This window comes from Pseudoalteromonas luteoviolacea, from assembly GCF_001750165.1.
Classification (GTDB): domain Bacteria; phylum Pseudomonadota; class Gammaproteobacteria; order Enterobacterales; family Alteromonadaceae; genus Pseudoalteromonas; species Pseudoalteromonas luteoviolacea_G.
On sequence record NZ_CP015411.1, the window covers coordinates 3,741,461 to 3,757,759 of the forward strand.

Sequence of the window (16,299 nt, forward strand, 5' to 3'; positions counted from 1 at the left end):
ATCGTGTTCTTTAGGGGGTTCATAACAAATATCATCAGATGTATTCGCGCATCAAAACAAACTGATTACTGACCGGTAAATTGAATTGTATCCTCGTTAACATCAACCTTAATCGCATTAAACCCACTAAAGTCGCCCTGCAGCAAGCTTTGCGCCAATGGGTTTTCGATGTACTGTTGAATAGCCCGCTTTAAGGGCCGTGCACCAAACACTGGATCAAACCCACTCTGTGCAATTTTTTCAAGTGCACTTTCGCTCACTTCAAACATATACCCGTTGTCTTTTAGGCGGCTGGATAATTTATCAAGCTGGATCCGTGCAATTTGCTTGATATGTTCAGTGACCAGCGGATGGAATACAACGGTCTCATCAATACGATTTATGAACTCCGGCCTAAATTGAGTCGTCAGCACGTCCATCAGTTTGTTTTTCAGACCTGCATAATCATTACTGCTTGCCTGCTCTTGAATAACATCTGATCCTAAGTTTGAAGTCATGATGATAACGGTATTTTTAAAATCAACCGTTCGACCTTGGCCATCGGTTAAACGACCATCATCTAGCACCTGTAGAAGAATATTAAATACATCCGGATGCGCTTTTTCTACTTCATCTAGTAACACAACAGAATAAGGTCTGCGGCGCACTGCTTCTGTTAAATACCCACCTTCTTCATAACCGACATAACCAGGAGGTGCACCGACTAAACGCGCGACTGAGTGTTTTTCCATGAACTCAGACATATCTATTCGTACCATGGCATCTTCTGTATCAAACATAAAATTAGCCAACGCTTTTGTCAGCTCAGTCTTACCCACCCCCGTTGGGCCTAAAAATAAGAAGGAACCGATTGGGCGGTTAGGATCGGCAAGACCAGCACGTGAGCGGCGGATAGCGTTAGCAATAGCATTAACCGCTTCGTCCTGTCCGATTACTTTCTGATGTAATTCATCTTCCATATGCAAGAGTTTTTCTCGCTCCCCTTGCAGCATCTTCGCCACAGGGATACCGGTCCAACGAGAGAGGATCTCCGCGATTTCATCTTCAGACACTTGGTTTTTAAGCAAGCTCATTTCTTGCATTTCAGCTTGAGATGCTAAGTCGAGCTTACGCTCAAGCGCTGGAATACGGCCATATTGTAATTCAGACATACGTTGTAAATCACTTGCTCTGCGCGCCACCTCAAGGTCCAAACGAGCTTGTTCAAGTTCAGCTTTAATTACTTGCGTGCCCTGTAAAGAAGCTTTTTCAGCGTTCCATACTTCATCCAGCTCTGTATATTCAGTCTCTAATTGTGAAATTAGTGACTGCATCTCTGTGCGGCGCTTTTGACTGGCTTCATCTTTCTCTTTCGCCAAGGCATTGTCTTCTAATTTTAATTGAATGATGCGTCTTTCAAGCTTATCTAGCTGCTCTGGCTTAGAGTCGATTTGCAAACGAATAGATGAACCTGCTTCATCAATAAGATCAATGGCTTTATCTGGTAGTTGACGATCACTAATATAACGATGCGATAAATTTGCCGCGGCAACAATTGCAGGATCGGTAATGTCTACAGAGTGATGCAATTCATAGCGCTCTTTTAAGCCACGTAAAATCGCAATTGTGTCTTCAACTGTAGGTTCTGAGACAAAGACTTTTTGAAAACGCCTTTCAAGTGCAGCGTCTTTCTCAATATATTGACGATACTCATCCAGTGTCGTTGCACCAACACAATGCAGCTCACCACGTGCAAGTGCTGGCTTCAACATATTCCCCGCATCCATTGCACCATCCGTTTTACCTGCACCAACCATGGTATGGATCTCATCAATGAATAAAATTACACTGCCTTCTTCTTTGGCTAGCTCATTCAACACAGATTTTAAGCGCTCTTCGAATTCGCCTCGATACTTAGCACCCGCGACCAATGCCCCTAAATCTAGAGACAACACACGTTTATGCTTGAGTCCTTCAGGTACTTCACCATTGATAATACGTTGCGCAAGCCCCTCTACAATGGCTGTCTTACCGACCCCAGGCTCACCGATCAGCACCGGATTATTTTTAGTTCGACGCTGCAGGACTTGAATCGTACGTCTAATTTCATCATCGCGGCCTATCACTGGATCTAATTTGCCCTGCTCAGCGCGCTCAGTTAAATCTATTGTATATTTTTCAAGTGCCTGACGTGTTTCTTCGGCGTTTGGATCATCGACTTTTTGCCCGCCTCGAATGGCTTTGATGGCTTTTTCAACCTTGTCTTGGGTAATATTGAGGGCGCGAAAGATATCACCTAATTCGCCTTTATCCTCACACGCTGAGAATACAAACACTTCACTGGAAATGTATTTGTCTTTACGCTTTTGTGCGTATTTATCACATAAATTAATAAGGGAAATCAGGTTGTTAGATAGCTGTACATCACCGCCAACACCTTCAACTTTAAAAAGTCGCTCTATAGACTGAGATAACTTAGTGTTGAGCTCGTCTGCACTCACACCAGCTTGCGCAAATAGCGCCCTGACACTCGAACCCGTTTGCTGTAACAGCGCATACATTAAATGGACTGGTTCAATAAATTGATGATCTCTACCCAATGCAAGGGATTGAGCGTCTGACAACGCACTTTGGAATTTGCTAGTAAATCTATCTAAACGCATGAGACTCCACACCTAAGTATTCTAAACTACTTCTTTAAGTGGGTCCTTTGGTGAATATGTTCAAGTAGGGAAGAGAATTTATTTGCGCCAGATCACGGTTGCCATGCGTCCGCATTGCCCATCACGGCGATATGAAAAAAACTGCTCACTATCACTGTAAGTACAAAGTTCGTCGCCATAAATATAGTTTATATTCAACGCATTTAATTGAATACGAGCCAATAAAAAAATATCCGCGAGAAACTTGTGTCCACCTTTAGGCGCAAATGCTTGAGCTTGTGCTGGTAATTTTTCTATGAAGGCATCTTTTACTTCAGCCCCCACTTCAAACGCAGTAGGTCCAATTGCAGGCCCAAACCAAGCCACTATCTCGCTTGGCTGAGCACGAAAACACTTTAACGTATTTGCGATAATGCCACCAGCCAGTGGACGCCATCCTGCATGGATAGCAGCAACCTCATCACCTTGACGACTTGCCAATAAAATGGGCAAACAATCTGCCGTCATGATTGCTAAAGGTCGCTTTCTTATCTGTGTATATAAAGCATCTGCACTGAATGTGTTCTCAATCGGTGTGCTCGAGTCAACCACCAGTACGTTCGTGCCATGTACTTGGTTGACCCAGGTGGGTGTTGCAGGAAGAAAATTCTCCAGGCACCTACGATTACGCTTAACATCATCTGGCCTGTCACCCACGTGAAATGCCAAGTTAAATTCATCAAAAGGCGCTTTTGAGTAACCACCTAAGCGGGTGCTCGACAAAGCACCGACTTGATTATGCACTGACCATTGAGGCAACAACATAAAGCTAGTATTCGATTTGTGGGTTAGCTTTTGTATCAGCTCTTAGCATCTCTGTAAGTGCTTGCATATCTTCAGGAATTGGCGCTTCCCAAGTCATTTTCTCACCCGTAATTGGATGAGCGATACTGAGCTTAACAGCATGCAATGCTTGACGCTTAAAACTACGTAGAGTGTCCAAAAACTCTGCCGAGGCATTTTTCGGAGGACATGGGCGACCATTGTATAACTGATCCCCAATCAATGGATGCTTTAAGTATGCCATATGTACACGGATTTGGTGAGTTCTACCTGTTTCCAGACGTAGCCTCAAACGAGTATGTGCTCTGAATTTCTCAGCGACACGATAATGTGTAATAGCCGGCTTACCCATTTCATGAACAGCCATATGCGTGCGTTTCGTTGCATGGCGACCAATCGGCTTTTCAATTACACCACCGGCAGTCATTGTACCATTACAAATTGCTTCGTATTCACGGGTGAAATTGGTGCGCGCTTGGAGGTTTTTAACCAAGTGAGTTTGCGCCTGAATGGTTTTTGCAACCACCATCAAACCAGTTGTGTCTTTATCCAAACGGTGCACAATACCAGCACGCGGTACATTGATAATATCAGGGTGATGATAAAGCAATGCATTAAGCACCGTACCATTAGGATTGCCTGCACCTGGATGCACAACTAAACCCATAGGTTTGTTAATTACTAGAATATCATCATCTTCATAAACAATATCCAATGCAATATCTTGCGCTTCATATTCGCGCTCTGCTTCTATTTGTGTTTCAATCTCTACGACTTCACCACCAAATAGCTTTTCTTTGGGTGTGCTCAAAGTTTGACCGTTTACAGTCACTTTTTCATCCAAAATCCACGTTTTTATTCTTGAACGTGAAAAATCTGGGAACAATTGCGCTAATATTTGGTCTAGACGTTTACCGCCTAACTCGATTGGCACTTCGGCTTGTAGAGAAATTTGCTCTGACATGTGTAACTTTACCTAAATTACCAGTGCAAGCCTCGCTCGACTGGGTTAGAATCGCATAAATGCATAGTTTACTCGGTTTTACCGACTTGGCCTAGCCGAAGACAACGAAGGTAGTAAAATAAAATGATAATGAAGTTGGGAAAACGCGCTGCAGCAGTATTTATTAGCGCATCTATACTAGGATTAGCCGCATGTTCTTCAGCACCAGAACAAGAAGAAATTGAACGTGTACCAAACAAATCTGTTCAAGCTTTGTATGAAGATGCCAAACGCACATTAGATTCAGGCCTATACGCCAGAGCAATTCAATTACTTGGCGCTATCAATGCGCGTTACCCGTTTGGGCCATATTCTAGACAAGTACAAATGGATTTGGTGTATGCACACTACCAAACGGGAAATATCGATCAAGCGCTTGCCACTGTTGACCGCTTCATTCGATTAAATCCAAATCATAAAAACTTAGATTACATGTATTACATGCGCGGTTTGATCAATATTAAAGCTGATGAAAATGCTTTCCAAGAATACTTCGGTGTAGACAGAGCAGACCGTGATGTAAGTAAAACACGGGTTGCTTTTCAAGACTTATCAACTTTGGTCAAAAGCTTCCCAGAAAGCGAATATACGCCTGAAGCAAAAAAGCGTTTAGCGTGGCTACTTAATAAAATGGCACGTTATGAGATGAAAATTGCTAATTACTACTTCGAACGTGAAGCATATTTAGCCGCTGCAAATCGTGGTAAGTATGTTGTGGAGCACTATTCACAAAGCAGTTATTTGCTTGAAGCACTAGATATGATGGAAAAAAGCTACGAAAAACTTGGTTTAACTGAATTAAGTGAAAATGTCAGGAAGACAAAAGCACTTAATCAACGTTGATTCATCAGATCAGGCATCTTTGATGCCTGATCAACCTCACTGGCTTTAAATTGCTTCTTCGTCTTCTTCGCCAGTACGGATCCTTACGACACGCTCTACTTCAGTGACAAAAATCTTACCATCACCGATTTTACCGGTTTGAGCTGTTTTTAAAATCACATCGATTGCGCGGTCAACATCTTCTTCAGCAAGCACAATATCTAATTTTACTTTAGGTAGGAAGTCAACCATATACTCCGCACCACGATATAACTCTGTATGCCCCTTCTGGCGCCCAAAGCCTTTCACTTCACACACCGTCATGCCAGTAATACCGATATCAGACAGGGCTTCCCTTACATCATCCAACTTAAATGGTTTAATTATTGCTTCAATCTTCTTCATGATTATCATGCTTCCTCTGGTAATGGGTCGATTTTAGACAATAGGGGCAAGCATGGCAAACATAGCTGTTGAATAATATATTGAAAAAGCGCAAAATAAACTATCGACACTTGTCTACTTTGGGAGCTAACCATGCGACATCAACACGGCATGAGCTTAATAGAATTGCTAATGACAGTGGCAATTTTGGGCACTTTAGCTAGCCTTACCTTTTTCTTTACCAGCTCTACGTATCAAGAAAATCGAGCACAAAGTTTTTTACTTGAGCTAAAACGTAGTGTCACTTTTGCCAGAGCAAAGGCAACTGCCAGTGATGAAATCGTCATTATCTGTCCTGCTTTAGAGACCCAGCTTCTACAAAATCAAGACTTCACTTGTACAACCGATTGGAAAAGTAACCGCATTGCGATTTTTGTAGATCGTGATAACAATGGTGCTTATACGGTCAATACTGATGATTTACTGAGAGTGATGGAAAAGGTCAAAGATATTGACGATTTAGACTACCCTGTTGCATCACTTAAATTTGACTCTAGTGGCCGATTAGGCAATGGGCAAAATGGTATATTTATATATTGCCCTCAAGGCGCAGCAACAAAAAATCAGAGCCTCAGTATCACACAGGCTGGCACAGCCTTATTTACTGGTAATACTACGCAAATTTGTACTGGGTGATAAAGGTAATGTGATAAATTAACTTTTTCATTTCACCCAACCCTATAGTCATATAAAGCGTAGATAGCACATAATAATACTTAGCTAAAATGCGGCCAAATTGATTTAACTAAACCCTCAAAATCACCCCTGTCACTATTGATAATTACTTGCCAAAGGACTGGGGATAATGAAACAAAGCAATCTTTCCATGTTAGGGTTTTCACTATTTGAGTTTATTATAACACTTTCAATCTGCGCTATTGTGGCCACACTGACCATTCCCTCAATGAGGGAAATCTACACTGCAAATAGACCCAAACATGCTCTGATGCACTTAGATAGACTCATCAGTTATGCCAGGCTTAAAGCCGTTTACTCAGGTGAACGTATTACGTTATGCCCACTTATTGCTAATTGCTGCGTCCGAGATTATTGGCACAAAGAATTGACATTATTTATTGATAGGGGGCATTTAAAATGTTTAAACACCCACGACACTATTCTGACTGTGAGTCAAAAAATAAACTCACTTGACGAGCTGACCTATCAAAGAAATGCGTTGACCTTTTTACATACCGGCACACTTTGGGGCCTGGGAAACGGAACTTTCACATACTGTGTAAAACGTAAAGATGGCCGAAAATTTGGTAAGTCACTGTCAATTAGTACCACAGGGAGAACACGGCTCAAAGATACAACAAGATGTGACTAACTACTAACGTTCCCAACAGTGATCAGCTGTCGCAGTACCTGTTACTGTTTTTATACCCAAATTGTTCACTGATAAGGTTGTGCATTCTAAGTCTCCCTTCACAGGGCCATTTGCAGCAGTCGCTGTCAGTGTATAACCGCCATTGCTTAAGGCAACAGTGATATTGAAGTATCCATTTTCACTTGTAGACGGCACGCCAATATCACTTAAGTTACTGGTATACTGACGGTTATCTACAAAATATTGTTCTTGTTTATTAGCGGCATCAAGCAAAATAGTCATTGCATCCGCTCTGGCACCACGTTTGATATAGCTCGAATAGTTTGGGTAAGCAAGGGATGCAAGCACCCCTACAATAGCAACCACAATCACTAATTCGATTAATGAAAACCCAACGACTGTACGAATTTTATTTTTCATCATTATCCTCTTTTTTGTAAATATACAGCTGTCTCGTTTCATAAGTTATTGTCAATGGTGAAACGCCTGGAACATTTGCAGAACCGTCCGGGTTTTTATACACATTGGGTGGCTCAAGCTTTTGCGGATCAATCCCATCGGCAGGATTACCGCCAAACATCTCATCTACAGCGTCTTCTTTAATCACTGTCGGACTAATAATCTTCGCTTTTACCGTCTTTTTCTTAGTAATTGGATCTTCATATACATCGTAATGTGTACGTGGTGTATCAGGTAATGTCGCGGTGGTACGATAACGACGTTTTTGGAAAACTTGCATGCCATAATGTAAGTGTACAATGTATAAGTAGCCGGTCCCTTCTCCAATCGCACACTGGTTTTCTGAGACGGTTGTCGGTGAGAAAGACGTAAAATACGCTAATCCACCAATCGCTGTCGCTGCAGATAAAGATTTTTCGCCAGATTCCAGCTTAATCTTCCACCCTTTTGCTTGCCCCAATTCAGCTTCTTTATCCGTAAAATCTTCATAGCTGTCTAAATTCGCTTTGAACGGATCGTTTGTTACATTAAATAAATTACTTGCCCGAATCACGCTTGGCGTATTTTGAGAGGTAAAGGTTTGCGTTTTAGTATTTTCATCCCGTACCATGAACAAGAAGTTTTTAACATGGGTTGAAGTTGGCTTAGCGCGATTACCGCTACCAATCAAAATACCCTCGTAGGGAACATCTCTTCTAACCTTGGTTGGCTTGCCATCGATTATCTCAACCGTCACCTTACTAAAGTAAGTCCTCGCTATCATTGGGCGATAGAAAAATCGTCTTTTCGCATTATCATTTCCACCACTCAAATTTGCTAACATAAAGTGGGACCAAGGCGCATCTTTATCATTTGGTGAGCTACTGGGTAAATCTATACGCCAAAGACCGCCTCCGGTATCTGCTGCATAAATTCTATCTACATAACCATCGTAATCAGAATCTAATACACTGACATCAGCGGCAATGCTATGTTTACCTTTAAAGCCAGTATCAGGTGTTAAAGTCCAGACAGGTTTACCACTTTCCAAATCAACAATGTAAATCCCTCTTCCCTTATTGTCATTTGAGAATAAGGCATTGTCTTTGTTGGTATCATAGCCGGCACCAAATATGAGCACAGGTTTATCAGGTTGTGCTGTGATAAAAGAAACAACTGGTTTTGACCATGTCTGACCTAACTCTGTAAAGTCACCTACTCCACCTTGAATTGGGCCACCCCATAGCATTCTAGGCTGATCTGGCGATGTAATATCAAAGGCAAAGTACTCATTTCCACCTCTACGCATCCCCGCTATTAACCAGACTTTTTCACCCGAGTCGACAACGCCACTATCATTTTTATCCCAAAAATAAACTGTGATCGGCCCATCCATACCATATAATTTGGTGTCCTGTCTGCGATCTCTCAGCGGCTTTAAAATATCAAGTAGTGAATTAGGAATAAACGCCCAACTTTCTTCGACCGTATCCCCCTTATCTTTGAACATATGTAAAAAGCCAGCATTGGTACCCACAATCACTCTCAAGTCATTGCTACCATAATCAATCGTAACCGGTCTTGAGTGAAGAGGATCGCCGAATATATCTTTGCGCCTCTCGCCAGTATTTCGGTTACCATTTTGGTCATCAACATCCTGGCCCCTTGCCCACAACATAGTTTTTTCTACTTCTGCGGTTGAAGTACCAAATTTAGCCGCCAAGTTAACCAATGAGCCTTGATGCGCAGTGAGTGCGGTTGAATAGTCAAAGTTGTATAAAGTACCTTTACCAAAGTCAGAAAATAGTCGGCGAGTCGTCTGTCGCTGCGTGAGTTGATAGTTGATCCCTCCCTCCAAAACAACATTACCATCCTTGCTGCCAGGGGCGGACCAAAAAGTCGTCACTGATTTATCAATTTGACCTTGATCATTGATTGCATTAGATGTGCTGCTTGAGCCATGTACTATACCACCTGTGACTTTTAACTTTTTAAGGTTTCCCGCCCAACGCGTATGTGTCTCTGGATAAAACATAGTAAAGTAAACGGAGTCACCACTGCGGCTTAAATCCGAGCTACTTGTTGACACCGACGGAGAAGAAAAGCTATCACTTTGCTCTCGTATTTTAGAAATAGTTAATTTAAGTGCCTCTGAGAGCTGAGAAGCGGTATTAGCATGAAGGTAAGCACCACCACCATCTACCTCACCGGTTTGTTTCAATAGTGCTTTACCCGAATTAGACATCCCAGTACCAAAGCCGATGGTATATACACGTGCAAAATCTTGTTTATCTGCGGTTGTGGGGTACAAATCCACTTGGGTGTCCGCAGTGCCCCGCATCAGTTTTGCCAATGAATTTAGGTAACTATTCGATACAGTCGTAGGGTATGAACCAAATTTACTGAGGTATTCATTGGCAATCGCAGAGTTTTTGCCGGTGTCACTTGTTGGATCACCATCTGTCATCAATATAATGTTGGTCGATGTGTCGCAGCGTTCAGGATCGCCAGCCACAGGTGCAAAAGGTGACTTGTAACGCCCACTAGACTCAATGGTTTTATCACGATTGTTGCCGCCGTTATAACCATAATCTATTGCCCTACCGGTCAAATATAAATAAGCCTCCCAAAGTGTTTCTGCAAGCGGAGTACTGCCACTTGCACGCAAGCTGTTTATTTTACTAATAACCACACTAGGATCTGAGCCAATGCCATTTAAAACATAACCACCAGAGCTGGAATACAAGCGCATTAAACCAAAGTCAAAGTCCGGATTATCGGTGACCAGAGACACCATTGCATCTTGCGCCACTTTCAAACGACTATCACCACAATTGACTGAGCGGTAGCGTCCATTGATGTACTTGTAGCACGCTTTTGAAGTTTTTGAGGTGTCAAAACAATCTACGGAACGTAGTCGCCAATTCCTGTATTCATAGCACCTTCTCCCATCATTGACATCCCAGGCCATACTGCCAGAAGTATCAAAGATCACAATCACGCGGGACTTTTCGGAGCCACTTACATCGTGTTTAACGTAGAGCTCGATGTCCTCGGCATACACTGCGCTGCTCATTAGCAGACAGAACAATAGTAGTCGTTTAAAATACATCATTGATTTGCCTTAACATCTTGAATTTCTTGACCAATACCAATAACCACTGTCACTTTATGACGACCTTGATCACCATACTCTACAGAGCTAGTCAGCTCAGTCATGTTACAGACAACCCCCTCGGTATACCCATATACCCGAGGGCATGGCACTTCTAACTGTCCTTTGTTTAAATTTCTTAACTCATAATCCACAGGACTTTCTTGGCTTTCATTATCAAACTTATGAACACCATTATCATTTGCATCAATTTTGCCATTGGTTAAGTGAAACTTGCTTGCTCCGAACAATTGCTTTTGTTCTTTTACCAGCCGCTGGACCTCACCCATAAGATAAGCTTCAGCTGTTTCTCGCTCTTGAGCTGCGTTCGTTATCTTGATATCCAAAGTACTGCTGCTCATCAAGGTAACCGCAATACTCGTCACAGCTACGATAAGTACCATTGATACAATTAATACCATTCCCTGCTGTTTTGCCTGACCTACCATGCTGACGACCCCATGTTATAAAGCTGCACTGTTGTAGAAAATACAGTTCTACGATAACTGTCAGAAAATGAATGAACGACTTTGTCGGTATCATTACCCAACGTATATGTTTGGTTATTTAATTTGATACCGGGATCAGGCTCTAATGACCTAACTAATACAATAACTTGGACAGTGAGTACGCCTTCAGACCTTTCCCAGTCTGCCGCTGTCATTTTCTTCACACTACGATAGCTATCAACCCGGCTATCACCATCGATATCGATACCAAATAAAAATCGTATATCCTCAACCCCTTCAATAACGGTCTCCGTCGTCATTTGCCCGTTGACGGTCAATCTCTTTCTCATCAAAACTGGGATCGAAAGTTGGTTGCTATCAATGGTGATTTGTTGATCAGCGATATAGTAAGCATGATGACTGTATGGCCACAATGTTGAGTTTACATTTGGCAAAGCCACAACGTTAGGGCCTGCAATAAATTCGGCTTGCTCCTGCTGAGCGATAAAATAGTACTTATTTGCGTTCACTGCACCGACGGCTATTTGCTCCCCTTCTAGGAACTTCAACTGTAAAACCTCGGTGTTCTTTTTTGCGCCAGTGATACACCCTAGAGCATTACCATTAGTAGTAAAGTCGGCATAAATTGGACGAAAGTTGGTTGGTGTGACATCTGGGAAGCTGCCATTATTCAAGCCGCCAAAGCAATCGCCAACAGGGTTTGCAGGGCCCGCTGAATTATTACTGCTAAAACTCTTATCGTAAAAAGTCCCCCAAAACCCTATTTGCTCCAAATCTCTGCGCAGCAAGGTTAATGACAAACGGCCAATTTCTTGAAGCTCACCTATGGCCATGGTGTCTTTTGTCGTCACACGCATACTGACATATGTAGCAACAACACCACCTAGCAAAATCGCGCCAATAAATAAGGAGATTAATATTTCAATTAGAGTAAACCCACGCTGGCGCATCGTTAACTCCTCACCAGTACAAAACTTGATAAAGACACGAGTCTTCTGTAATCATCTTTTGTACCACAGTTAATATTTGACGTAGCGTTATTGGCTTTTATTGCTTGCCTGCCAACCCAGGTAACGGTGACCGTAACCTCAAATCCATCACCATCTCTAACAGGGGTAATACACACTGTTGTATCATCTAATGAACCAGTATTCTCTTTGGCTCTAATCGCTTGCTTCCATTGCTCTTTATCCAAATTAGCAATCGCTTGATTATTACAAAAGCTCGAAAAACACGTCGTATCAGTATTTAATTGAGTTTGGCTTGTGAACGACCCACCATATAAATCTATCATCGCAGGCGTGTCGTTAGATCGAATACGTTGAATGATGTCTCCAGCAAGTGCAACGGCTGCAGCCCGCTGCATTGAGTCAAAGCTTGCTTGTTTTGCTTTAGCTTGCAAAGCAACCGCACCAAGAAGTCCAAAGCTCAGCACCATAAAGGCGACGACCACCTCTAATAAAGTGAACCCCATCTGGACTTTTTTTGGAAACAAATTACCCATGAAAAAAACTCAATGTATACTCTAATCTACATCTTATCGCTTTTTTTGTGTAACCAAATAGTCAAATGACTAAACGGTCAATCAATGTGGGTCAGTGGTTAAAACACAGATTTGAGACTTGCATATGCACGCCGACTAACTGAAACAGGTTCGTCTACACCGTCTAAAACAACCTTATGGGTACCTTCATAACTTTCCAAACTTACAATACTGGCTTTTTTCACGATTGTATTTCTGTGCACTTGCACAAAATGGGACGGGAAGTCAGCCAATAGCTTCTTAAGGGGAGTATCTATCAAGGCATCCCCTCCTTCGAAGTAGATATGTGTATACCTATCATCCGTTTGAGCAATTAAAATATCAGGGACATTGACCCACCTAATGTCGTGTCCAACTTGATACTGAAGTTTAGCTAATGTGTCAGGAAAAAGATGATTCATCAGTTCAGATATTTGCGTATTATCAACAGGCTTCACTAAATAACCAGATGCGTAAATTTGATATGCCTTTAGTGCATGTTCAGGGTACGCAGTCACGTAGATAAGTTTGATGTTAACATCACTATCCCGTAGCTTTTTACCAAGTTCAATGCCATCCATCCCCGGCATTGAAATATCCAAAAAAACGAGTTCTGGTCGAAGGGACTCAACCAGTTTTAATGCACTTTCACCATCTTGAGCCTCTCCAACGCACTCCAATAGCTCAAACTCTTTTAGTAACCGCTGAATACGTCGACGGGCAATCGGTTCATCATCTACTACCAGATATTTCATTCAAAGCTCCTAGCGGCAACATCAATGTTAGGAAGAATCTACCACTTTTTTGCGATGTCTTCAAAGACGCTTTATCGCCGTAGTAAATTACTAAACGACGTCGAATATTTGCCAAAGCGATACCCTGCCCAGAACGAGACTTGGATCCTTGATTATATGGGTTGTCGACTTTAAGGATTAAGTTACCCTCAACACAACTCGCCTCAATGTTAATTCTCCCCCCTTTCAAGGCAGGTTCAATGCCATGAACCACCGCATTCTCAACCAATGGTTGTAAAATTAAAGCGGGCACTCGTATATTTAAATCGATATTATCGGTCGTCCAATCCACATGTAGGCGATGTTCAAACCGATACGTTTCTATCGCTAAATAACCTTTGGTCAACGAAAGTTCCTGACCTAAGCTATGAGTTTTTCCACTTGAGAAGGCTACCTGCATCAATTTCGCCATCGTCAACGCCGCTTCTTCAGCATCATCAGGGTTCTCATGACACAGCTCCGCCAACGTATTCAAAGCATTATGTAAAAAATGAGGCCGAATTCTTGCTTGTAATGCTTCTAGCTCAGCATGAGCGGCGTGTGCAATCGTATTCAAATTATCAATGTAAATAGCCATAAAATGCATAAGTAAAATAACTACAAAACCACATATGGCGTTATTATTGAAGACGAATGCCCAATCAATAGGATCTACAGGAGAAAACAGAGAATACTGAACTAATAAACTAGAAAAGATACAGACAGACTGAAAGAAAATGAGTACAACAATCAACTCAGTTCTAAAAGCAAGCTCCTTACAGTACTTTACAACGAGCGCTATAAGTGCAAGCGTTACAAACGCGTTGGCATGGGTAAACAGGCTCACTAAACCCAAACTCAGCCAAAAATCTTTACCACTGGATAGGGTATAAATAAAGGCGACTGCTTGCGAGGCAATAATCATTGCAAGTATGCCTCGCTCGGAGAGCATCGCCTTAAATAAACCACGGTCAATCGAAGTCGAATTAACCCATGGAGTCACGTGTTATCTCAGCTCAACTGGTACTGCAAACACTACATTCTCTTCTTGGCCAGGGTTTTCTACAACCGTGTGACCACCGAGCTCTTTTAAGCGAGCAATAACCTGCTGAACAAGTACTTCAGGTGCAGAAGCTCCAGCGGTGACGCCTACACGCTCAACATTTTCAAACCACTCTGCAGAGATGCTTTTTTCATCGTCAATTAAATGAGCGGACGTGCCCATTTTATCCGCAAGCTCACGCAGTCGATTTGAGTTAGAACTATTTTTAGCACCCACAACCAACAGCAAGTCGACTTTGTCGGCCAAGTCTCGGACAGCGTCTTGACGGTTTTGCGTAGCATAACAAATGTCATCTTTACGTGGGCCATGAATCTCAGGAAACTTCTCACGAAGTGCATCAATCACATCAGCTGTATCATCAACAGACAACGTCGTTTGACTACAGTAAAACAGATTGCTTTCATCTTTCACCGCCAAAGACGCAACATCTTCAGGTGTTTCGACAAGATATATCCCACCATTGGGGTTATCATACTGCCCCATCGTGCCTTCCACTTCAGGATGCCCATTGTGGCCGATTAAAATGCATTCAGTGCCTTTTCTGCTCGCTCTGGTTACCTCCATATGTACTTTAGTAACCAACGGGCATGTTGCATCAAATACCTTTAATTCTCGTCGTTTAGCTTCCTGTCTCACTTGTTGTGACACACCATGAGCACTAAATATAACAATGCTTTCGTCTGGAACTTGATGCAATTCCTCAACAAACACGGCGCCTCGGTCCCTTAGACCATTAACGACATATTTATTGTGTACCACTTCATGACGCACATAAATTGGCTTTTCAAAGATATCTAATGCGCGTTCGACAATGCTTATCGCTCTATCAACACCAGCACAAAACCCACGTGGATTAGCTAACAAGATTTCCATTAACTATGAACCTCTAAGATATCTACTTCAAACGTCACCACCTGACCTGCAAGGGGGTGGTTAAAGTCAACCGTAACAGAGTCTCCTGCCACTTCACGAATAAGCCCTGGTAATTCAGTGCCATCAGGCTGAGTGAAGGCAATAATACTGCCTACCTCTGCAGGTGTATCAGCACCAAACTTGGTACGATCTAAGTAATAGATATTATCCGGGTTTGGCATACCAAATGCGTCTTCTGGTTGTAATTTGAAGGTTTTATTATCGCCCTCTTTTAAACCCAACAAGCAGTTTTCAAAATTTTCGGTGAGGCTTCCATCTCCCATAAACAACTTAGCAGGCTTATTATCCACCTTTGTCGAGTCAGCAGCAGATCCGTCTTCCAGCTTAATAGAAAAATGAAACAGAACTTCTGATTTTGGGCCTATGACTTGTTCACTCACGCCTCTGTCTCCCGAGAATTGGTTTTATCACCAAAAAATGCATCAAATAAAAGTAGACCAGCACCACCGACGATCGCCATGTCAGCGACATTAAAAGCAGGGTAATGCCAATCTTGATAGTAAAAGTGTAAAAAGTCGACAACGTAGCCTAAAGTTACGCGGTCATATAAATTACCGATAGCGCCGGCAAGCACTAACGAGTACGCACCGCAAAGTATCCAATTATTAGCACGTAGATTTTTAAGCCATACCACTAATAACACGCTGATCACGACAGCAATACCACTGAGAAACCACCTTTGCCAGCCACCCGCTTCACTTAAAAAACTAAATGCAGCACCGTAGTTATGCATATACGTGAAATTAAAAAATGGCAGTAGCTCGATAGATTCGTAAAGCTTCATATTCGCGACAACTAATGCTTTTGTGACGTAGTCTACTGCAAAAAGCAGTAGACTGAGCCATAACCACACTAGACCACTTCGTTCGGTCAATTTGGTCAC

Annotated in this window: 17 protein-coding genes; 3 read left to right on the forward strand and 14 right to left on the reverse strand. The window is 42.3% G+C overall.

Going from position 1 to position 16,299, the window contains the following annotated elements:
- Positions 1–65: 65 nt before the first annotated feature.
- The 3 genes from clpB to rluD all read right to left on the reverse strand — a co-directional run bounded on the left by clpB (position 66) and on the right by rluD (position 4,428).
- On the reverse strand, positions 66–2,642 hold the full coding sequence (gene clpB / locus S4054249_RS15900; RefSeq protein ID WP_046354723.1) for an ATP-dependent chaperone ClpB: 2,577 nt from the start codon (positions 2,640–2,642) through the stop codon (positions 66–68).
- A 78-nt stretch (positions 2,643–2,720) separates the two neighbouring features.
- Positions 2,721–3,446: a peptidoglycan editing factor PgeF gene (gene pgeF, locus S4054249_RS15905; protein ID WP_046354722.1), complete on the reverse strand. Its 726-nt coding sequence runs from the start codon at positions 3,444–3,446 to the stop codon at positions 2,721–2,723.
- Positions 3,447–3,450: 4 nt separating this feature from the next.
- Complete coding sequence (gene rluD / locus S4054249_RS15910; RefSeq protein ID WP_046354721.1) at positions 3,451–4,428, reverse strand: 23S rRNA pseudouridine(1911/1915/1917) synthase RluD; 978 nt, start codon at positions 4,426–4,428, stop codon at positions 3,451–3,453.
- 123 nt (positions 4,429–4,551) lie between these two features.
- On the opposite strand from rluD, the gene S4054249_RS15915 reads away from it, so the two are divergent.
- On the forward strand, positions 4,552–5,310 hold the full coding sequence (locus S4054249_RS15915) for an outer membrane protein assembly factor BamD (RefSeq protein WP_046354720.1): 759 nt from the start codon (positions 4,552–4,554) through the stop codon (positions 5,308–5,310).
- 45 nt (positions 5,311–5,355) lie between these two features.
- Here S4054249_RS15915 and glnB read toward each other — a convergent pair whose 3' ends face one another.
- Positions 5,356–5,694 carry a nitrogen regulatory protein P-II gene (glnB, locus tag S4054249_RS15920; RefSeq protein ID WP_010382451.1) on the reverse strand — a complete coding sequence of 113 codons (339 nt, stop codon included), beginning with the start codon at positions 5,692–5,694 and terminating at the stop codon, positions 5,356–5,358.
- Between the two features lie 132 nt (positions 5,695–5,826).
- Between glnB and S4054249_RS15925 the strand changes: the two genes are divergently transcribed.
- Positions 5,827–6,369, forward strand: coding sequence for a pilus assembly FimT family protein (locus tag S4054249_RS15925; protein WP_052960862.1), 543 nt, complete (start codon positions 5,827–5,829; stop codon positions 6,367–6,369).
- Positions 6,370–6,538: 169 nt separating this feature from the next.
- Entirely contained in the window at positions 6,539–7,063 is a 525-nt protein-coding gene (locus S4054249_RS15930; RefSeq protein WP_052960861.1) for a GspH/FimT family pseudopilin, read from the forward strand.
- A 3-nt stretch (positions 7,064–7,066) separates the two neighbouring features.
- Here S4054249_RS15930 and S4054249_RS15935 read toward each other — a convergent pair whose 3' ends face one another.
- From S4054249_RS15935 to lspA, 10 genes are all read right to left on the reverse strand, one after another.
- The gene (locus S4054249_RS15935; protein ID WP_046354718.1) at positions 7,067–7,486 is read right to left on the reverse strand and encodes a type IV pilin protein; all 420 of its coding nucleotides are present in this window, start codon (positions 7,484–7,486) and stop codon (positions 7,067–7,069) included.
- Positions 7,473–10,616 carry a pilus assembly protein gene (locus S4054249_RS15940; RefSeq protein WP_331245626.1) on the reverse strand — a complete coding sequence of 1,048 codons (3,144 nt, stop codon included), beginning with the start codon at positions 10,614–10,616 and terminating at the stop codon, positions 7,473–7,475. Before S4054249_RS15940 ends, S4054249_RS15935 begins: the two co-directional genes overlap by 14 nt.
- The gene (locus tag S4054249_RS15945) at positions 10,613–11,104 is read right to left on the reverse strand and encodes a pilus assembly PilX family protein (RefSeq protein WP_046354717.1); all 492 of its coding nucleotides are present in this window, start codon (positions 11,102–11,104) and stop codon (positions 10,613–10,615) included. Before S4054249_RS15945 ends, S4054249_RS15940 begins: the two co-directional genes overlap by 4 nt.
- Positions 11,098–12,075, reverse strand: a complete 978-nt coding sequence (locus S4054249_RS15950) for a PilW family protein (RefSeq protein ID WP_046354716.1) — start codon at positions 12,073–12,075, stop codon at positions 11,098–11,100. Before S4054249_RS15950 ends, S4054249_RS15945 begins: the two co-directional genes overlap by 7 nt.
- Before the next feature lie 2 nt (positions 12,076–12,077).
- The gene (gene pilV / locus S4054249_RS15955) at positions 12,078–12,629 is read right to left on the reverse strand and encodes a type IV pilus modification protein PilV (protein ID WP_046354715.1); all 552 of its coding nucleotides are present in this window, start codon (positions 12,627–12,629) and stop codon (positions 12,078–12,080) included.
- Between the two features lie 98 nt (positions 12,630–12,727).
- A complete protein-coding gene (locus S4054249_RS15960; protein WP_046354714.1) occupies positions 12,728–13,402 on the reverse strand; it encodes a LytR/AlgR family response regulator transcription factor in 675 nt (224 codons plus the stop codon).
- Positions 13,380–14,423 carry a sensor histidine kinase gene (locus S4054249_RS15965; protein ID WP_145925038.1) on the reverse strand — a complete coding sequence of 348 codons (1,044 nt, stop codon included), beginning with the start codon at positions 14,421–14,423 and terminating at the stop codon, positions 13,380–13,382. The genes S4054249_RS15960 and S4054249_RS15965 overlap by 23 nt, the downstream gene beginning before the upstream one ends.
- Before the next feature lie 3 nt (positions 14,424–14,426).
- Complete coding sequence (gene ispH, locus S4054249_RS15970; protein WP_046354712.1) at positions 14,427–15,356, reverse strand: 4-hydroxy-3-methylbut-2-enyl diphosphate reductase; 930 nt, start codon at positions 15,354–15,356, stop codon at positions 14,427–14,429.
- Positions 15,356–15,796: an FKBP-type peptidyl-prolyl cis-trans isomerase gene (gene fkpB, locus S4054249_RS15975; protein WP_046354711.1), complete on the reverse strand. Its 441-nt coding sequence runs from the start codon at positions 15,794–15,796 to the stop codon at positions 15,356–15,358. Before fkpB ends, ispH begins: the two co-directional genes overlap by 1 nt.
- Positions 15,793–16,299 (reverse strand): signal peptidase II, encoded by a 507-nt coding sequence (gene lspA / locus S4054249_RS15980; RefSeq protein ID WP_046354710.1) that lies wholly within the window; start codon positions 16,297–16,299, stop codon positions 15,793–15,795. The genes fkpB and lspA overlap by 4 nt, the downstream gene beginning before the upstream one ends.

Coding starts and splice junctions, on each gene's coding strand:
- clpB (WP_046354723.1), bottom strand. CDS start 2,642: ATGCGTTTAGATAGATTTACTAGCAAATTCCAAAGTGCGTTGTCAGAC.
- ispH (WP_046354712.1), bottom strand. CDS start 15,356: ATGGAAATCTTGTTAGCTAATCCACGTGGGTTTTGTGCTGGTGTTGAT.
- S4054249_RS15960 (WP_046354714.1), bottom strand. CDS start 13,402: ATGAAATATCTGGTAGTAGATGATGAACCGATTGCCCGTCGACGTATT.
- S4054249_RS15925 (WP_052960862.1), top strand. CDS start 5,827: ATGCGACATCAACACGGCATGAGCTTAATAGAATTGCTAATGACAGTG.
- S4054249_RS15915 (WP_046354720.1), top strand. CDS start 4,552: ATGATAATGAAGTTGGGAAAACGCGCTGCAGCAGTATTTATTAGCGCA.
- S4054249_RS15945 (WP_046354717.1), bottom strand. CDS start 11,104: ATGGTAGGTCAGGCAAAACAGCAGGGAATGGTATTAATTGTATCAATG.
- glnB (WP_010382451.1), bottom strand. CDS start 5,694: ATGAAGAAGATTGAAGCAATAATTAAACCATTTAAGTTGGATGATGTA.
- S4054249_RS15950 (WP_046354716.1), bottom strand. CDS start 12,075: ATGCGCCAGCGTGGGTTTACTCTAATTGAAATATTAATCTCCTTATTT.
- S4054249_RS15940 (WP_331245626.1), bottom strand. CDS start 10,616: ATGATGTATTTTAAACGACTACTATTGTTCTGTCTGCTAATGAGCAGC.
- rluD (WP_046354721.1), bottom strand. CDS start 4,428: ATGTCAGAGCAAATTTCTCTACAAGCCGAAGTGCCAATCGAGTTAGGC.
- pilV (WP_046354715.1), bottom strand. CDS start 12,629: ATGGGTAATTTGTTTCCAAAAAAAGTCCAGATGGGGTTCACTTTATTA.
- pgeF (WP_046354722.1), bottom strand. CDS start 3,446: ATGTTGTTGCCTCAATGGTCAGTGCATAATCAAGTCGGTGCTTTGTCG.
- S4054249_RS15930 (WP_052960861.1), top strand. CDS start 6,539: ATGAAACAAAGCAATCTTTCCATGTTAGGGTTTTCACTATTTGAGTTT.
- S4054249_RS15935 (WP_046354718.1), bottom strand. CDS start 7,486: ATGATGAAAAATAAAATTCGTACAGTCGTTGGGTTTTCATTAATCGAA.